Source organism: Enterobacter sp. 198 (assembly GCF_009025585.1).
In the GTDB taxonomy this organism is placed as follows: domain Bacteria; phylum Pseudomonadota; class Gammaproteobacteria; order Enterobacterales; family Enterobacteriaceae; genus Enterobacter; species Enterobacter ludwigii.
Window position 1 is genome coordinate 151,023 of record NZ_WCIM01000030.1, and the last position, 16,229, is coordinate 167,251.

General features: G+C 55.5%; 16 protein-coding genes. 11 read left to right on the plus strand and 5 right to left on the minus strand.

The genetic code is table 11. The annotated features are described in order from the left end of the window. Positions 1-7 precede the first annotated feature (7 nt). Positions 8-958: a transaldolase gene (gene tal / locus F8561_RS18915; protein ID WP_014171101.1), complete on the minus strand. Its 951-nt coding sequence runs from the start codon at positions 956-958 to the stop codon at positions 8-10. Positions 959-1,248: 290 nt separating this feature from the next. On the opposite strand from tal, the gene maeB reads away from it, so the two are divergent. Then, positions 1,249-3,528, plus strand: coding sequence for an NADP-dependent oxaloacetate-decarboxylating malate dehydrogenase (gene maeB / locus F8561_RS18920; protein WP_014171100.1), 2,280 nt, complete (start codon positions 1,249-1,251; stop codon positions 3,526-3,528). A gap of 18 nt (positions 3,529-3,546) precedes the next feature. On the opposite strand, the gene hemF is transcribed toward maeB, so the two are convergent. Both hemF and amiA read right to left on the minus strand, forming a co-directional pair. Further along, positions 3,547-4,446: an oxygen-dependent coproporphyrinogen oxidase gene (hemF, locus tag F8561_RS18925; protein ID WP_025203494.1), complete on the minus strand. Its 900-nt coding sequence runs from the start codon at positions 4,444-4,446 to the stop codon at positions 3,547-3,549. Then, on the minus strand, positions 4,446-5,321 hold the full coding sequence (amiA, locus tag F8561_RS18930) for an N-acetylmuramoyl-L-alanine amidase AmiA (protein WP_014171098.1): 876 nt from the start codon (positions 5,319-5,321) through the stop codon (positions 4,446-4,448). The genes hemF and amiA overlap by 1 nt, the downstream gene beginning before the upstream one ends. Positions 5,322-5,533: 212 nt before the next feature. Here amiA and F8561_RS18935 point away from each other — a divergent pair, with 212 nt between their 5' ends. From F8561_RS18935 to pdxK, 10 genes are all read left to right on the plus strand, one after another. Then, positions 5,534-5,959: a GNAT family acetyltransferase gene (locus tag F8561_RS18935; RefSeq protein WP_020883079.1), complete on the plus strand. Its 426-nt coding sequence runs from the start codon at positions 5,534-5,536 to the stop codon at positions 5,957-5,959. Then, positions 5,946-6,395: a DUF2919 domain-containing protein gene (locus F8561_RS18940; protein WP_151887782.1), complete on the plus strand. Its 450-nt coding sequence runs from the start codon at positions 5,946-5,948 to the stop codon at positions 6,393-6,395. The genes F8561_RS18935 and F8561_RS18940 overlap by 14 nt, the downstream gene beginning before the upstream one ends. Before the next feature lie 63 nt (positions 6,396-6,458). Next, entirely contained in the window at positions 6,459-7,034 is a 576-nt protein-coding gene (locus tag F8561_RS18945) for an RpoE-regulated lipoprotein (RefSeq protein WP_020883081.1), read from the plus strand. A gap of 92 nt (positions 7,035-7,126) precedes the next feature. Next, positions 7,127-8,026: a Dyp-type peroxidase gene (locus tag F8561_RS18950; RefSeq protein WP_151887783.1), complete on the plus strand. Its 900-nt coding sequence runs from the start codon at positions 7,127-7,129 to the stop codon at positions 8,024-8,026. Between the two features lie 175 nt (positions 8,027-8,201). Beyond that, entirely contained in the window at positions 8,202-9,215 is a 1,014-nt protein-coding gene (locus F8561_RS18955; protein WP_151887784.1) for a sulfate ABC transporter substrate-binding protein, read from the plus strand. Then, complete coding sequence (cysT, locus tag F8561_RS18960) at positions 9,215-10,048, plus strand: sulfate/thiosulfate ABC transporter permease CysT (RefSeq protein WP_020883084.1); 834 nt, start codon at positions 9,215-9,217, stop codon at positions 10,046-10,048. The genes F8561_RS18955 and cysT overlap by 1 nt, the downstream gene beginning before the upstream one ends. Beyond that, a complete protein-coding gene (cysW, locus tag F8561_RS18965) occupies positions 10,048-10,923 on the plus strand; it encodes a sulfate/thiosulfate ABC transporter permease CysW (protein ID WP_020883085.1) in 876 nt (291 codons plus the stop codon). Before cysT ends, cysW begins: the two co-directional genes overlap by 1 nt. Continuing rightward, positions 10,913-12,007, plus strand: a complete 1,095-nt coding sequence (gene cysA / locus F8561_RS18970; protein ID WP_014171090.1) for a sulfate/thiosulfate ABC transporter ATP-binding protein CysA — start codon at positions 10,913-10,915, stop codon at positions 12,005-12,007. Before cysW ends, cysA begins: the two co-directional genes overlap by 11 nt. Before the next feature lie 112 nt (positions 12,008-12,119). Further along, positions 12,120-13,031, plus strand: coding sequence for a cysteine synthase CysM (cysM, locus tag F8561_RS18975; RefSeq protein WP_014171089.1), 912 nt, complete (start codon positions 12,120-12,122; stop codon positions 13,029-13,031). Positions 13,032-13,036: 5 nt separating this feature from the next. After that, entirely contained in the window at positions 13,037-13,873 is an 837-nt protein-coding gene (gene pdxK, locus F8561_RS18980; protein ID WP_025203495.1) for a pyridoxine/pyridoxal/pyridoxamine kinase, read from the plus strand. Positions 13,874-13,917: 44 nt separating this feature from the next. Here the strand turns inward: pdxK and crr are convergent, their stop codons facing one another. Further along, positions 13,918-14,427, minus strand: coding sequence for a PTS glucose transporter subunit IIA (crr, locus tag F8561_RS18985; RefSeq protein ID WP_003861316.1), 510 nt, complete (start codon positions 14,425-14,427; stop codon positions 13,918-13,920). A 40-nt stretch (positions 14,428-14,467) separates the two neighbouring features. After that, on the minus strand, positions 14,468-16,195 hold the full coding sequence (ptsI, locus tag F8561_RS18990; protein ID WP_014171087.1) for a phosphoenolpyruvate-protein phosphotransferase PtsI: 1,728 nt from the start codon (positions 16,193-16,195) through the stop codon (positions 14,468-14,470). Positions 16,196-16,229 lie beyond the last annotated feature (34 nt).

Consider the following 16,229-nt stretch of genomic DNA (forward strand, 5'->3'; position numbering starts at 1 on the left):
GGCAAGGTTAAAGTTTGGCGGCAAGAAGATCTTCAAGTTTGCGCTGGTCGACGGCGAACAGGCGGATGCCTTCCGCCAGTTTTTCGACGGCCATTGCGTCCTGATTGTGCTCCCAGCGGAATTCCGCTTCGGTCATGGCTTTAGGTTTGGGGAGAACGGTTGATGTGGGCACCAGTTTGCGGATAACCGTCTCCTCTTTGTCCTGCAGCTCTTTAAGCAGGTTAGGGGAGATGGTCAGGCGGTCACAGCCTGCCAGGGCGAGGATCTGCTCGGTACGGCGGAAGCTGGCGCCCATCACGATGGTTTCGTAGCGGTGCTGTTTGTAATAGTCGTAGATATTACGCACCGATTTCACGCCCGGGTCCTCATCCACCACGTACGGATCCATCGGCTGTTTAGCCTGATACCAGTCATAGATTCGCCCGACGAACGGAGACACCAGGAAGACGCCGGCTTCGGCACAGGCGCGCGCCTGTGCAAAGGAGAACAGCAGCGTCAGGTTGCAATGGATCCCCTCTTTTTCCAGAACTTCCGCCGCGCGGATCCCTTCCCAGGTTGAGGCCAGTTTAATCAGAATGCGCGATTTATCGATGCCCTGCTCCTGGTAGAGCTCAACCAGGCGGCGGGCTTTCGTGATGCTCTTCTCCTGGTCGAAGGAGAGGCGGGCGTCCACTTCGGTAGAGACGCGTCCCGGGATGCTTTTCAGAATTTCCGCACCGAAATTAACGGCCAGCTTGTCGCTCGCTTCGGCGACCTGCTGCTCCTGTGTTTTACCGCGCTGTTTACCGTAGTCGATAGCGTCATCAATCAGATGACTAAAATGAGCAAGACCGGCCGCTTTGAGCAGCAGCGAAGGGTTAGTGGTCGCATCTTCGGGCTGATAGTGGCGAATCGACTCGATATCACCGCTGTCGGCGACCACGGTAGTGAATTGTTTGATGCCGTCTAGTTGGTTCATAAATAATTACTCCTTGGAAATAAAAGAGTTACTTGAGTGCGTTAGTTCACACTTCTGCGAAAATCATGATGGACTTAACAAAAAAGCATAGCAGACGGGGGAGGCATTGCTTTCTGAGACGGGTAACATGGCTGTTATAAATTGATAACAATTTTTATTCTGCAATGGTGAGAGTTTGGCAGCCTTCAAAGTTTATGTGGCTGCCTGCGGCGATACTAGGCGGCACACCAGGGTGTGCTTCAGGATCGCAAACGTCACCCTTTTGACCGATACGTGAAAGGAAAAATAAGATGGATGATCAGTTAAAACAGAGTGCTCTCGATTTCCACGAGTTCCCTGTCCCAGGTAAAATTCAGGTCTCCCCGACAAAACCGCTGGCGACTCAGCGCGATCTGGCACTGGCCTATTCGCCCGGCGTCGCGGCGCCGTGCCTCGAAATCGAAAAAGATCCGCTGGCAGCCTATAAATACACCGCGCGTGGCAACCTGGTCGCCGTGATCTCTAATGGGACGGCGGTGCTGGGATTAGGCAATATTGGTGCGCTGGCCGGTAAGCCCGTGATGGAAGGCAAGGGTGTTCTGTTCAAGAAATTTGCCGGTATTGACGTGTTCGATATCGAAGTGGATGAGCTCGATCCTGATAAATTCATCAATGTGGTTGCCGCGCTGGAACCGACCTTCGGTGGGATCAACCTCGAAGACATCAAAGCGCCGGAATGTTTCTATATCGAGCAGAAACTGCGCGAGCGTATGAACATTCCCGTGTTCCATGATGACCAGCACGGTACCGCGATTATCAGCACCGCGGCCATTCTGAACGGTCTGCGTGTGGTTGAGAAAAATCTCTCTGACGTGCGTATGGTGGTCTCCGGCGCAGGTGCGGCGGCAATCGCCTGTATGAACCTGCTGGTGGCGCTGGGCATGCAGAAGCACAACATTGTGGTCTGCGACTCCAAAGGCGTTATCTACAAGGACCGTGAGCCGAACATGGCGGAAACCAAAGCGGCCTACGCGGTAGAAGACGACGGTAAACGCACGCTGGAGGACGTGATTGACGGCGCGGATATCTTCCTTGGCTGTTCAGGCCCGAAAGTGCTGACCCAGGAGATGGTGAAGAAAATGGCGCGTGCGCCAATGATTCTGGCGCTGGCAAACCCGGAACCGGAAATTCTGCCGCCGCTGGCAAAAGCCGTGCGTGAAGATGCCATTATCTGTACCGGTCGTTCCGATTACCCGAACCAGGTGAACAACGTTCTCTGCTTCCCGTTCATCTTCCGCGGGGCGCTGGACGTGGGCGCGACGGCGATCAACGAAGAGATGAAGCTCGCGGCCGTTCATGCTATTGCGGAACTGGCGCACGCCGAGCAGAGCGAAGTGGTCGCCTCGGCATATGGTGACCAGGATCTGAGCTTTGGCCCGGACTACATCATTCCAAAACCATTCGACCCGCGTCTGATTGTCAAAATCGCCCCGGCGGTTGCTAAGGCGGCAATGGACTCCGGCGTGGCGACGCGCCCCATCAAAGATTTCGATGCTTACGTCGATAAGCTCACCGAGTTTGTCTACAAAACCAACCTGTTTATGAAGCCCATTTTCTCCCAGGCGCGTGCCGACGCGAAACGCGTGGTGCTGGCGGAAGGGGAAGAGGCGCGCGTTCTGCATGCCACGCAGGAGCTGATCACCTTAGGTCTGGCGAAGCCAATCCTGATCGGTCGTCCGAGCGTTATCGAGATGCGTATTCAGAAGCTGGGGCTGCAGATCAAAGCGGGTGTGGATTTTGAGATCGTTAATAACGAATCCGATCCGCGCTTTAAAGAGTACTGGAACGAATACTACGCGATCATGAAACGTCGCGGGATCACCCAGGAGCAGGCGCAAAAGGCCGTGATCAGCAACACCACGGTGATCGGGGCGATCATGGTCCATCGCGGTGAAGCGGATGCGTTGATCTGCGGCACGATCGGTGATTACCACGAGCACTTCAGCGTGGTGCAGGAGATCTTCGGCTATCGCGAAGGGGTCCACACCGCCGGGGCGATGAACGCGCTGCTGCTGCCAAGCGGCAACACCTTTATTGCCGACACCTACGTTAACGACGATCCGAGCCCGGAAGAGCTGGCGGAGATCACCGTGATGGCGGCAGAAACCGTGCGTCGCTTTGGTATTGAACCGAAGGTGGCGCTGCTGTCGCACTCCAACTTCGGTTCGTCGAAATCAGCAGCGGCGTGCAAAATGCGCCAGACGCTGGAGCTGGTTCGCCAGCGTGCGCCGGAACTGATGATTGACGGCGAGATGCACGGTGATGCTGCGCTGGTGGAGAGCATTCGTAACGAACGCATGCCGGACAGCCCGCTGAAAGGTTCTGCAAACGTGCTGATTATGCCGAACGTGGAAGCGGCCCGCATCAGTTACAACCTGCTGCGTGTCTCCAGCTCTGAAGGGGTCACCGTAGGACCGGTGCTGATGGGCGTGGCGAAGCCAGTGCACGTGTTGACGCCGATTGCTTCGGTGCGTCGTATCGTGAATATGGTGGCACTGGCAGTGGTTGAAGCGCAGACGCAGCCGCTGTAAGCGCTGCGCCTGCCGGCATTACACCCAGTCCCGAATCGTAATAAAGTCTTTCAGGGCAGCCTCCGGGCTGCCTTCTTTTGGCTCGTAGCTGTACTCCCAGCGAACCAGCGGCGGCATCGACATCAAAATGGACTCCGTGCGCCCGCCGGTCTGCAGGCCAAACAGCGTACCGCGATCCCATACCAGGTTGAACTCTACGTAGCGCCCACGGCGGTAAAGCTGGAACTCGCGCTCGCGCACGCCGTAGTCGGTATCTTTACGCCGCGCCACGATCGGCAGATAGGCCCCGGTATACCCTTCACCTACCGCCCGCATAAAGCTGAATGCGGTATCAAAATCTGGCGTGTTGAGATCGTCAAAGAACAGCCCACCAATGCCGCGCTGCTCATCGCGGTGCTTCAGATAAAAATAGTCATCGCACCATTTTTTAAATTTCGGGTAGATGTCATCCCCAAACGGCTGACAGAGATCGCGTGCGGTGGTGTGCCAGTGCACGGCATCTTCTTCAAACCCGTAGTAGGGCGTTAAGTCAAAACCGCCGCCAAACCACCAGACCGGATCGGCTCCGGGTTTTTCAGCAATAAAAAAGCGCACGTTGGCATGGCTGGTCGGCACATACGGGTTGTGCGGATGAACCACCAGCGATACGCCCATTGCTTCGAAGCTGCGGCCTGCCAGTTCTGGTCGATGGGCCGTGGCGGAAGCGGGCATCGCGTCTCCGTGGACGTGGGAAAAATTGACGCCAGCCTGCTCAAAGATGCCGCCGTTACGCAGCACGCGGCTGCGTCCGCCACCACCGGCTTCGCGCTGCCAGCTATCTTCCTGAAATTCACCGCCATCTGCGGCGGCCAGTTTCTGGCAAATCTCATCCTGCAGCTGCAGCAGGAATGTTTTTACCAGCTGTGCATTGGGTTTCATCAACGTTTCCTGGAGTGCGCTTTCTGGTTATCGAACCAGTTGAAGTAACTGATTATGCCTGAGGCGATGGCGTTGGCGATCTTCTGGCGAAACGCGGTGGTGCCGAGCAGGCGCTCTTCCTCCGGGTTGGTGATGAACGACGTCTCCACCAGTACGGACGGAATTGATGGCGACTTAAGCACCACGAACGCCGCCTGTTCGGTGCTCCTGCTGTGCAGGCGATGCACCGGTTTAATCTTCTTCAGAATATGCGAGCCGAGCGTCAGGCTGTTTTTAATGGTGTCCGTCTGAACGAGGTCAAACAGCACCTGCTGTAACAGATGATCTTTGTCGGTGGCTTTTTTCCCCGCAACCTCATCCGCCCGGTTTTCACGATCGGAGAGATATTTCGCCATGGCGCTACTCGCCCCACGGTTGGAGAGGGCGAACACCGAAGCCCCCGCCGCCGACGGGTTGGTAAAACCGTCCGCGTGAATCGACATAAACAGATCGGCACCGTGCTGGTGGGCGATCTCTACGCGGTCGTACAGCGGAATAAACGTGTCGCCAGAACGCGTCAGGCGGGCGTCAATGCCATTGCTGCGTAAAATTGCGCGCACATTTTTTGCAATCGCTAACACGACATGCTTTTCTTTCGCACCGTTTTTACCAATAGCGCCGGTATCAATTCCGCCGTGACCGGGGTCCAGCATGACCAGGCGCTTCGCGCCCGGCTTTTTCGATTTCGGTTTACTGTGTCCGTTACTGGTTTTGAGCGTGCTCTCTTCTTTAGCCTGAGCCTGCTGTGCGATGCCCGTTAACGTTAAGGCCGCCAGCCCCGCTTTGAGAACCTGACGACGCGATGTGAGTGCTTTTAATGGTTTGAATGTGCTCATGCGGCCTGAATTGTAAAAATTGGGGTCCTGGTGTTATATCGTATCGTGATTAGCGTTACGACAGTCCTTATTGAGAATTGTTTTACTTTTCATTTCAATACGTGACAAAGTGACATTATGCCAAATTTTGACGAGTTTTTCCCCGGTTATTGGCTAAACGCGATGTTCACGCCATAATCACTGTTTTTAAACCCGAAAAGGCGGTTAATACCATGGAGATACGCGTTTTTCGCCAGGAAGATTTCGAAGAGGTGATCACCCTTTGGGAGCGCTGCGATCTGCTGCGTCCGTGGAACGATCCGGAAATGGATATTGAACGTAAGCTGAATCACGACGTCAGTCTGTTTCTGGTTGCAGAAGTCAACGGCGAGGTGGTGGGAACAGTGATGGGCGGGTACGACGGCCATCGCGGCTCGGCCTATTATCTGGGCGTGCACCCGGAATTTCGTGCGCGCGGCATCGCCAATGCGCTGCTCAATCGGCTGGAAAAGAAACTCATTGCCCGCGGCTGCCCGAAGATTCAGATCATGGTGCGGGAAGATAACGACGTGGTGCTGGGCATGTATGAACGTCTGGGTTATGAACACGCGGACGTACTGAGCTTAGGTAAGCGCCTGATAGAAGATGAAGAGTACTGAGATCCATCCGGCAGATTATGATGCGCAAGGGCGTGTCAGGCTGCCCTTTTTGTTCTGGTGCGTTCTGCTGCTGCAGGCCCGTACCTGGGTGCTGTTTGTGATGGCCGCCGCGTCGCGCGGGCAGGGCGATACGCTTCTGACGCTCTTCTATCCCGATCACGATGCCTTCTGGCTCGGCTTGCTGCCGGGCGTGCCGGCGGTGGTGGCGTTTTTATGCAGCGGGCGACGGCATACGATCCCGCGCCTGTGGGGTGCGCTTCGCTGGCTGCTGATCCTCGCTCAGCTTGTGCTGCTCGTCTGGCAACCGGTGCTCTGGTGGAGCGGTGAACCGCTTACGGGGATCGGTATTGCGCTGGTCGTGGCGGATATCGTGGCGCTGCTGTGGCTGCTGACGAATCCCCGCCTTCGCGCCTGTTTTACGCATCAGGAAGATTAACCTGGCACTTTTTGCCGATACCGCACTCCAACAAGCGTTGATTTAACATGTAAGGACGTTTCAATGAAATCGCTGCGTTTACTTTTATGCGCTCTCCCGCTGGCGTTAACCGGCTGTTCAACGCTCTCATCAATTAACTGGTCTGCGGCCTATCCGTGGAACTGGTTTGGCTCTTCAACGGAAGTGACCGAGCAGGGCGTGGGTAAAATTACCGCCGCGACGGCGCTGGATCAGGACGCCCTTCAGGATGCACTGGGTGGCGGTTATCGCCTGCGCAGCGGCATGAAAACAGAAAACGGCAATATCGTGCGTTATTTCGAAGCGCTGAAGGGTGACACGCTGGCGCTGGTGATTAACGGTGATAAAGGCACGGTAAACCGCATTGCTGTGATGGACGACGACATCCCAACCGAAAGCGGTGTGAAAGTGGGAACCCCGTTTAGCGAACTCTATAAACAGGCCTTCGGCAACTGCACCAGCGCCCCGTCTGACGACGGCGTGGCGGTGGAATGTAAAGCGCAGGGCAGCCAGCATATCAGCTATCTCTTCACCGGTACCTGGAGTGGTCCGGAAGGTTTAATGCCGTCTGACGACACGCTGAAAAGCTGGAAAGTGAGCAAAATTATCTGGAAGCAGTAATTTGCGCCTGAACAAACCGTCTCGCTGAAATACGGGTATAATAGCCGCCATCAATGCCACGCTGACGTGGCATCTTTATTTCAGGAGGAGCGATGTCTCAGGTTCAGAGTGGCATTTTGCCAGAACATTGCCGCGCGGCGATTTGGATTGAAGCCAATGTTAAAGGGGATGTGGATGCCCTGCGTGCGGCCAGTAAAGCGTTCGTTGATAAGCTGGCCACCTTCCAGGCCAAATTCCCGGACGCCCATCTGGGCGCGGTCGTTGCCTTTGGTCATAACGTCTGGCGTCAACTGAGCGGTGGCGAAGGCGCCGAAGAGCTGAAGGATTTTATCCCTTACGGTAAAGGCCTGGCACCCGCAACGCAGTTCGACCTGCTGATCCACATTCTCTCGCTGCGTCATGATGTGAACTTCTCTGTTGCCCAGGCGGCGGTTGCGGCTTTTGGTGACAGCATTGACGTTCAGGAAGAGATCCACGGTTTCCGTTGGGTGGAAGAACGCGACCTGAGCGGCTTCGTTGACGGAACTGAAAACCCGGCGGGTGAAGAGACGCGTCGTGAAGTGGCGGTGATCAAAGACGGCGTCGACGCGGGCGGCAGCTATGTGTTCGTCCAGCGCTGGGAGCACAACCTCAAGCAGCTGAACCGCATGAGCGTGCATGACCAGGAGATGATGATTGGCCGTACGAAAGAGGCCAACGAAGAGATCGACGGCGATGCCCGTCCTGTCACCTCTCACCTGAGCCGCGTTGACCTCAAGGAAGACGGGAAAGGTCTGAAGATTGTTCGCCAGAGCCTGCCATACGGCACAGCAAGCGGTACCCACGGTCTTTACTTCTGTGCGTACTGCGCGCGCCTGCATAACATCGAACAGCAGCTGCTGAGCATGTTTGGCGATACCGACGGCAAGCGTGACGCCATGCTGCGCTTCACCAAACCGGTGACCGGCGGCTACTACTTCGCCCCGTCCGTCGAGCGTCTGCTGGCGCTGTAAGTGCTTTCCACCCTCTCCCGCACGGAGAGGGCTGGGGTGCGGACCACAACGGGCTGCACCCTTATTCTCTTTTCTGCTTGTAAATCACCAAACGGTATATAAAACCGTTACTCCTTTCGTCCTCGTTATAAATATTATGACTATAAGATAGTCATCACATTTATAAGGGTGCGCAATGGCCGTTACTGTACTGAAAAAAGGATCGCTGGCACTGGCAGGTTTGCTGCTGGTGGCACAGGCGCAGGCTACTGAGCTGCTGAACAGTTCGTATGATGTTTCCCGCGAGCTGTTTGCCGCCCTTAACCCACCGTTTGAACAGCAGTGGGCGAAAGACAACAACGGCGACAAGCTGACCATTAAACAGTCACACGCAGGGTCGTCCAAGCAGGCGCTGGCCATCCTCCAGGGGCTGAAAGCGGATGTGGTGACCTATAACCAGGTCACTGACGTGCAGATCCTGCACGACAAAGGCAAGCTGATCGCCGCTGACTGGCAAAGTCGTTTGCCGAACAACAGTTCACCGTTCTACTCCACCATGGGTTTCCTGGTGCGTAAGGGCAACCCGAAAAATATCCACGACTGGAATGACCTGGTGCGTTCCGACGTGAAGCTGATTTTCCCGAATCCAAAAACCTCCGGTAACGCGCGCTATACCTATCTGGCAGCGTGGGGCGCGGCGGACAAAGCTGACGGTAACGATAAAGCGAAAACCGAGCAGTTCATGACCCAGTTCCTGAAAAACGTCGAGGTGTTTGATACCGGCGGTCGCGGCGCGACCACGACCTTTGCAGAGCGCGGCCTGGGCGATGTGCTGATCAGCTTTGAGTCGGAAGTGAATAATATCCGCAAACAGTACGAGGCGCAGGGTTTCGAGGTCGTTATCCCGAAAACCAATATCCTCGCCGAGTTCCCGGTAGCGTGGGTAGATAAAAACGTGCAGTCCAACGGCACAGAGAAAGCGGCAAAAGCTTACCTCAACTACCTGTACAGCCCACAGGCGCAGACGATCATTACCGATTACTACTACCGCGTGAATAACCCGGATGTGATGAACAAAGTGAAGGATAAATTCCCGCAGACCGAGCTGTTCCGCGTGGAAGACCATTTCGGCTCCTGGCCTGATGTCATGAAAACGCATTTTGCCAGCGGCGGTGAGTTAGACAAATTGCTGGCGGCGGGGCGTAAGTAATGTTTGCAGTCTCTACCAGACGCGTGCTGCCGGGCTTTACCTTAAGCCTCGGGACCAGCCTGCTGTTCGTCTGCCTGATCTTATTGTTGCCGCTCAGCGCGCTGGTAATGCAGCTTGCGCAAATGAGCTGGGCGCAGTACTGGGAAGTGATAACCAACCCGCAGGTCGTCGCAGCCTATAAGGTGACGCTGCTGTCGGCGTTTGTGGCGTCCATTTTTAACGGGGCCTTTGGCCTGCTGATGGCGTGGATCTTAACCCGCTACCGTTTCCCGGGCCGTACGCTGCTCGACGCGTTAATGGACCTGCCGTTTGCGCTGCCGACGGCGGTGGCGGGGTTAACCCTTGCCTCGCTCTTTTCCGTGAACGGATTTTACGGTGAGTGGCTGGCGAAGCTTGATATCAAAGTGACCTATACCTGGCTCGGTATCGCGGTCGCGATGGCGTTTACCAGTATTCCTTTTGTTGTACGCACCGTGCAGCCTGTGCTCGAAGAATTAGGCCCTGAATATGAAGAAGCGGCGGAAACGCTGGGTGCCACGCGCTGGCAGAGCTTCCGCAAGGTCGTCCTGCCTGAGCTTTCTCCGGCGCTGCTGGCCGGTATCGCGCTGTCGTTTACCCGTAGCCTCGGTGAGTTCGGCGCGGTTATTTTCATTGCCGGGAACATTGCGTGGAAAACCGAAGTCACCTCGCTGATGATTTTTATCCGCTTGCAGGAGTTTGATTACCCGGCGGCGAGCGCGATTGCCTCGGTCATTCTTGCCGCATCGCTGCTGCTGCTCTACTCAATTAACACTCTGCAAAGTCGCTTTGGTCGACGCGTGGTAGGTCACTGATGGCGGAAGTTACTCAATTGAAGCGATACGATGCTCCCCGTATCAACTGGGGAAAATGGTTTCTGATTGGTACGGGCGTGTTGGTGTCCGCCTTCATTCTCGTCGTGCCGACGATTTATATTTTTGTTCAGGCGTTCAGCAAGGGGTTGATGCCCGCGCTGGAAAACCTGGCGAACCCGGATATGCTGCACGCCATCTGGCTGACCGTACTGATTGCACTTATCACGGTGCCGGTCAACCTGGTGTTCGGTACGCTGCTGGCCTGGCTGGTAACGCGCTTTAACTTCCCGGGACGTCAGCTGCTGCTGACCCTGCTGGATATCCCGTTTGCCGTGTCGCCGGTAGTGGCCGGTCTGGTGTATCTGCTCTTCTACGGCTCTAACGGCCCGCTGGGCGGCTGGCTGGATGAGCATAACCTGCAGGTCATGTTTGCCTGGCCGGGCATGGTGCTGGTCACGGTGTTTGTAACCTGTCCGTTTGTGGTGCGCGAACTGGTCCCGGTGATGTTAAGCCAGGGCAGCAACGAAGATGAAGCAGCAATTCTGCTGGGCGCATCCGGCTGGCAGATGTTCCGCCGCGTGACGCTGCCGAATATTCGCTGGGCGCTGCTCTACGGCGTCGTGCTGACCAATGCCCGCGCCATTGGCGAGTTCGGTGCAGTTTCGGTCGTCTCGGGCTCCATCCGCGGCGAAACGCTGTCGTTACCGTTACAGATTGAATTACTGGAACAGGACTACAACACCGTCGGTTCCTTTACTGCCGCAGCGTTACTGACGCTGATGGCGATTTTGACCCTGTTTTTGAAGAGTGTGGTGCAGTGGCGTTTAGAGAACCAGGAAAAACGTCAGCACCAGGAGGGAAATCATGAGCATTGAGATTGCCAATATTAAGAAGTCTTTTGGTCGCACCCAGGTGCTGAATGATATCTCGCTGGATATCCCTTCCGGACAAATGGTGGCACTGCTCGGGCCGTCTGGCTCGGGTAAAACCACGCTGCTGCGCATTATCGCCGGGCTTGAGCATCAGACCAGCGGACATATTCGTTTTCACGGTACCGACGTAAGCCGTTTGCACGCCCGCGACCGTAAAGTGGGCTTTGTGTTCCAGCATTACGCGCTGTTCCGCCATATGACCGTGTTCGATAACATCGCTTTCGGTCTGACCGTGCTGCCTCGCCGCGAGCGCCCGGATGCGGCCACCATCAAAGCGAAAGTGACCAAACTGCTGGAGATGGTACAGCTTGCGCATCTGGCTGACCGCTTCCCGGCGCAGCTTTCCGGCGGCCAGAAGCAGCGCGTCGCGCTGGCGCGGGCCTTGGCCGTTGAGCCGCAAATTCTGCTGCTGGATGAGCCGTTTGGCGCGCTGGATGCGCAGGTGCGTAAAGAGTTACGCCGCTGGCTGCGTCAGCTGCATGAAGAGCTGAAATTCACCAGCGTCTTCGTCACCCACGATCAGGAAGAGGCGATGGAAGTCGCGGACCGCGTGGTAGTGATGAGCCAGGGGAACATCGAGCAGGTTGATGAACCAGAGCAGCTCTGGCGTGAACCGGCGACCCGATTTGTCCTCGAGTTTATGGGCGAAGTTAACCGGCTGCAGGGCACCATCCGCGGTGGGCAATTCCACGTGGGCGCACACCGCTGGCCGCTGGGATACACCTCCGCACATCAGGGGCCGGTCGATCTGTTCCTGCGTCCCTGGGAAGTGGACGTGAGCCGCCGGACGAGTCTGGATTCACCGCTGCCGGTGCAGGTGCTGGAAGCTAGCCCTAAAGGGCACTACACCCAATTGGTGGTACAACCGCTGGGCTGGTATACCGAGCCGCTGACGGTGGTGATGCGTGATGACGAGCCGCCGTACCGGGGCGAACGCCTGTTTGTTGGGCTGCAGCATGCCCGTATTTATCATGGCAATGAGCGCATAGAGACGCGCGAGGATATTGCTCTGGCGGAGTCAGCCTGATAGGTTAATGACACGTAGTTTGACCGGAGGCGCTGCGCTTAGCCGGTCTGGAATATGATCTCCGTATGCCCGGAGCGCTGCGCGCCACCGGGCTTTTTATTGGACAGCGATCTTGAACACATTAGAACACACCATCGGCAACACCCCTCTGGTCAAACTTCAGCGCATGGGGCCGGACAACGGCAGCGAAATCTGGGTCAAACTCGAAGGCAATAACCCTGCCGGTTCGGTGAAGGACCGGGCTGCGCTCTCCATGATTGTGCAGGCCGAAAAACGCGGTGAAATTCAGCCCGGCGACGTGCTGATTGAAGCCACCAGCGGTAACACCGGTATTGCGCTGGCAATGATTGCCGCGCTGAAAGGCTATCGCATGACGTTGCTGATGCCCGATAACATGAGCCAGGAGCGCCGTGCGGCGATGCGTGCCTATGGTGCCGAACTGATTCTGGTCTCTAAAGAAGAGGGGATGGAAGGGGCGCGCGACCTGGCGCTAGCCATGGCCGAACGCGGTGAAGGCAAACTGCTCGATCAGTTTAATAACCCGGATAACCCGTACGCTCACTACACCACTACCGGTCCGGAAATCTGGCAGCAGACCAACGGGCGCATCACTCACTTCGTCTCCAGCATGGGCACGACAGGGACCATTACCGGCGTATCCCGTTTTCTGCGCGAGCAGGAAAAGGCGGTAACGATTGTGGGTCTGCAGCCGGAAGAGGGGAGCAGCATACCGGGTATTCGCCGCTGGCCGGCGGAATACATGCCGGGCATTTATAACGCCCAGTTGGTGGATCAGGTGCTGGATATTCATCAACGCGAGGCGGAGAATACGATGCGTGAACTGGCCGTGCGTGAAGGTATCTTCTGCGGGGTCAGCTCGGGTGGCGCGGTAGCGGGAGCATTGCGTGTTGCGCAGGCACATCCCGGGGCTGTCGTGGTGGCGATTATCTGTGACCGCGGCGATCGCTATCTTTCTACCGGCGTCTTTGGTGAAGAGAGTTATACGCAGGGGGCGGGGATTTAAGCGTCATGGAGATGATTTTATTCCGGGATAACACCCGGGCGCAGCAAACCGATATTGTCGCGGTACAGTCGCAGGTGGTTTACGGCAGCGTGGGGAACAGCATTGCGGTGCCGAACATTCGTACCCACCGGCTGACCGTCACCGCCGTGCCGACCGTGCTGTTCAGCAACACGCCGCACTACGATACCTTTTACGGTGGCGTGATCCCCGATGAGTGGTTCAGCGGGTATCTTAAGGCGCTGGAAGAGCGCGAGATCCTGCGCGAGCTTAAAGCCGTTACCACGGGCTACATGGGCAGTGCCAGCCAGATAAAATGCCTGGCGCAGTGGCTCACCACGATCAAAGCGCAGCATCCTGACCTGCTGGTGTTGGTTGACCCCGTTATTGGCGATATTGACAGTGGGATGTATGTGAAACCTGATATCCCTGAGGCGTATCGGGAGTACCTGCTGCCACTAGCGCAGGGGATCACGCCTAACGTCTTTGAGCTGGAAGTGTTAAGCGGTAAACCGTGTCGTACGCCTGAAAGTGCCATAGCGGCAGCGCAGGGGTTACTTTCCGACACGCTGAAATGGGTGGCCATCACCAGTGCGCCGGTGGCGGACGATCCGGAGAATATTCACGTGGTGCTGGTTACCCGAGACGGTGTGACCGTCAGTGCGCATCCGCGTGTTGAAACGGACCTGAAAGGCACGGGCGACCTCTTCTGTTCAGAGCTGGTGAGCGGGATCGTTGAGGGCAAAACCGTTGCCGATGCGATTCGCATGGCAGGAGACCGCGTCACAGATGTGATGATTTATACGCAGTCGAAAGGCTACGACGAGCTTATCCTGCCCGCATAAACAAAAATGGCGCCCGAAGGCGCCATTTTTCTGTGCGGCAAGAATTACTTCTTGATGCGGATAACCGGGGTTTCACCCACGGTGACGCTGCCAGACAGTTTGATCAGTTCTTTGATTTCGTCCATGTTGGAGATAACAACCGGCGTCAGGGTAGACTTGGCTTTTTCTTCCAGCAGTGGCAGATCGAATTCAATGACCGGGTCGCCAACTTTAACACGCTGGCCTTCTTCCGCGATACGTTTGAAGCCTTCGCCTTTCAGTTCAACGGTGTCGATACCGAAGTGAACGAACAGTTCGATACCGCTATCAGATTCGATAGAGAACGCATGGTTGGTTTCAAAAATTTTACCGATGGTGCCGTCAACTGGAGCAACCATTTTGTTGCCAGTTGGTTTGATAGCAATGCCATCACCAACGATTTTCTCAGCAAACACTACATCCGGCACGTCTTCGATGTTGACGATCTCGCCGGAGAGCGGAGCAACAATCTCAATAGTTCCGGAGTCTTTCTTATCATCAGAAACCAGAGATTTCAGTTTATCGAACAAACCCATGATCTTCTCCTAAGCAGTAATTTGGGCCGCATCTCGTGGATTAGCAGATTGTTTTTTCTTCAATGAACTTGTTAACCAGCGTCATTAACTCGTCCGTTGTCGGTTGAGCAAGAGCCTGCTCTGCTAACACCTTCGCATCTTCGAAGTTCGTGTTACGGATAATCTTCTTAATGCGCGGGATGGAAATGGCGCTCATAGAGAATTCGTCCAGACCCATACCCAGCAACAGAAGTGTAGCACGTTCGTCGCCTGCAAGCTCACCACACATGCCAGTCCATTTACCTTCTGCATGAGAAGCATCAATAACTTGCTTGATCAAGTTCAGTACGGACGGTGACATTGGCTGGTAGAGATGTGAAATCATATCATTACCACGGTCAACTGCCAGGGTGTACTGCGTTAAATCATTGGTACCGATACTAAAGAAATCAACTTCTTTGGCTAAATGACGCGCAATGGTCGCCGCCGCAGGTGTTTCCACCATCACGCCGATCTCAATTGACTCGTCAAATGCTTTACCTTCGTCGCGCAGTTCCTGTTTGTAGATTTCGATCTCTTTCTTCAGTGCACGCACTTCTTCAACAGAGATGATCATCGGGAACATGATGCGCAGTTTACCGAAAGCAGACGCACGCAGGATAGCGCGAACCTGATCGCGCAGGATCTCTTTACGATCCATCGCGATACGAATCGCACGCCAGCCCAGGAACGGGTTCTCTTCTTTCGGGAAGTTCATGTACGGCAGCTCTTTGTCGCCACCGATATCCATGGTACGGACGATAACCGCCTGAGAGCCACACGCTTCAGCCACAGCTTTGTACGCAGCAAACTGTTCTTCTTCAGTTGGCAGCGCGTCACGGTCCATGAACAGGAATTCAGTACGATAGAGACCCACACCTTCCGCGCCGTTGCGCTCAGCGCCATCGACGTCACGTACGGTACCGATGTTTGCGCACACTTCAACCTGATGACCGTCCAGAGTGATGGCAGGCAGGTCTTTCAGCTTAGCGAGTTCCGCTTTTTCAGTCGCAACTTGCTCCTGAACCGCGCGCAGTTTTTCGATCTCTTCGTTGGTTGGGTTGACGTAAACCACGTTGTTTACGGCATCCAGAATCAGATAATCGTCGTTTTTAACCTGAGAGGTGACGCTACCGGTACCCACAATGGCAGGCAGTTCCAGAGAACGCGCCATGATAGAGGTGTGGGAGGTACGGCCGCCCGCGTCAGTGATGAAACCGAGGACCTTTTTCAGGTTCAACTGTGCGGTTTCAGACGGGGTCAGATCGGCGGCAACCAGGATGACTTCATCCTGAATAGCGCTCAGGTCGATAATGGCCAGACCCAGGATGTTGCGCAGCAGGCGCTTACCGATGTCACGTACGTCAGCCGCACGCTCTTTCAGGTATTCATCATCCAGTTCTTCCAGGGCAGTTGCCTGACCTTCGATAACTTCATGCGCAGCAGCGTCTGCCGTCATGCTTTTATCTTTAATCAGGGCTATGATTTCCTGCTCCAGCTCCTCATCTTCGAGCAGCATGATGTGCCCTTCGAAGATGGCTTCTTTTTCTTCACCGAAAGTTTCGCCAGCTTTAGTCTTGATTGCTTCCAGTTGCGCAGATGCCTTGGCACGACCGCTCAGAAAACGTTCAACTTCCTGATCAACCTTGTCGGCAGAAATTTTTTTCCGGTCGATGACGATCTCGTCTTCTTTCAGCAGCAGTGCTTTGCCGAAAGCGATACCCGGGGATGCTAAAATGCCTGAAATCATAACCCTACCTTACTTGTGACTGATATTTAAAAGA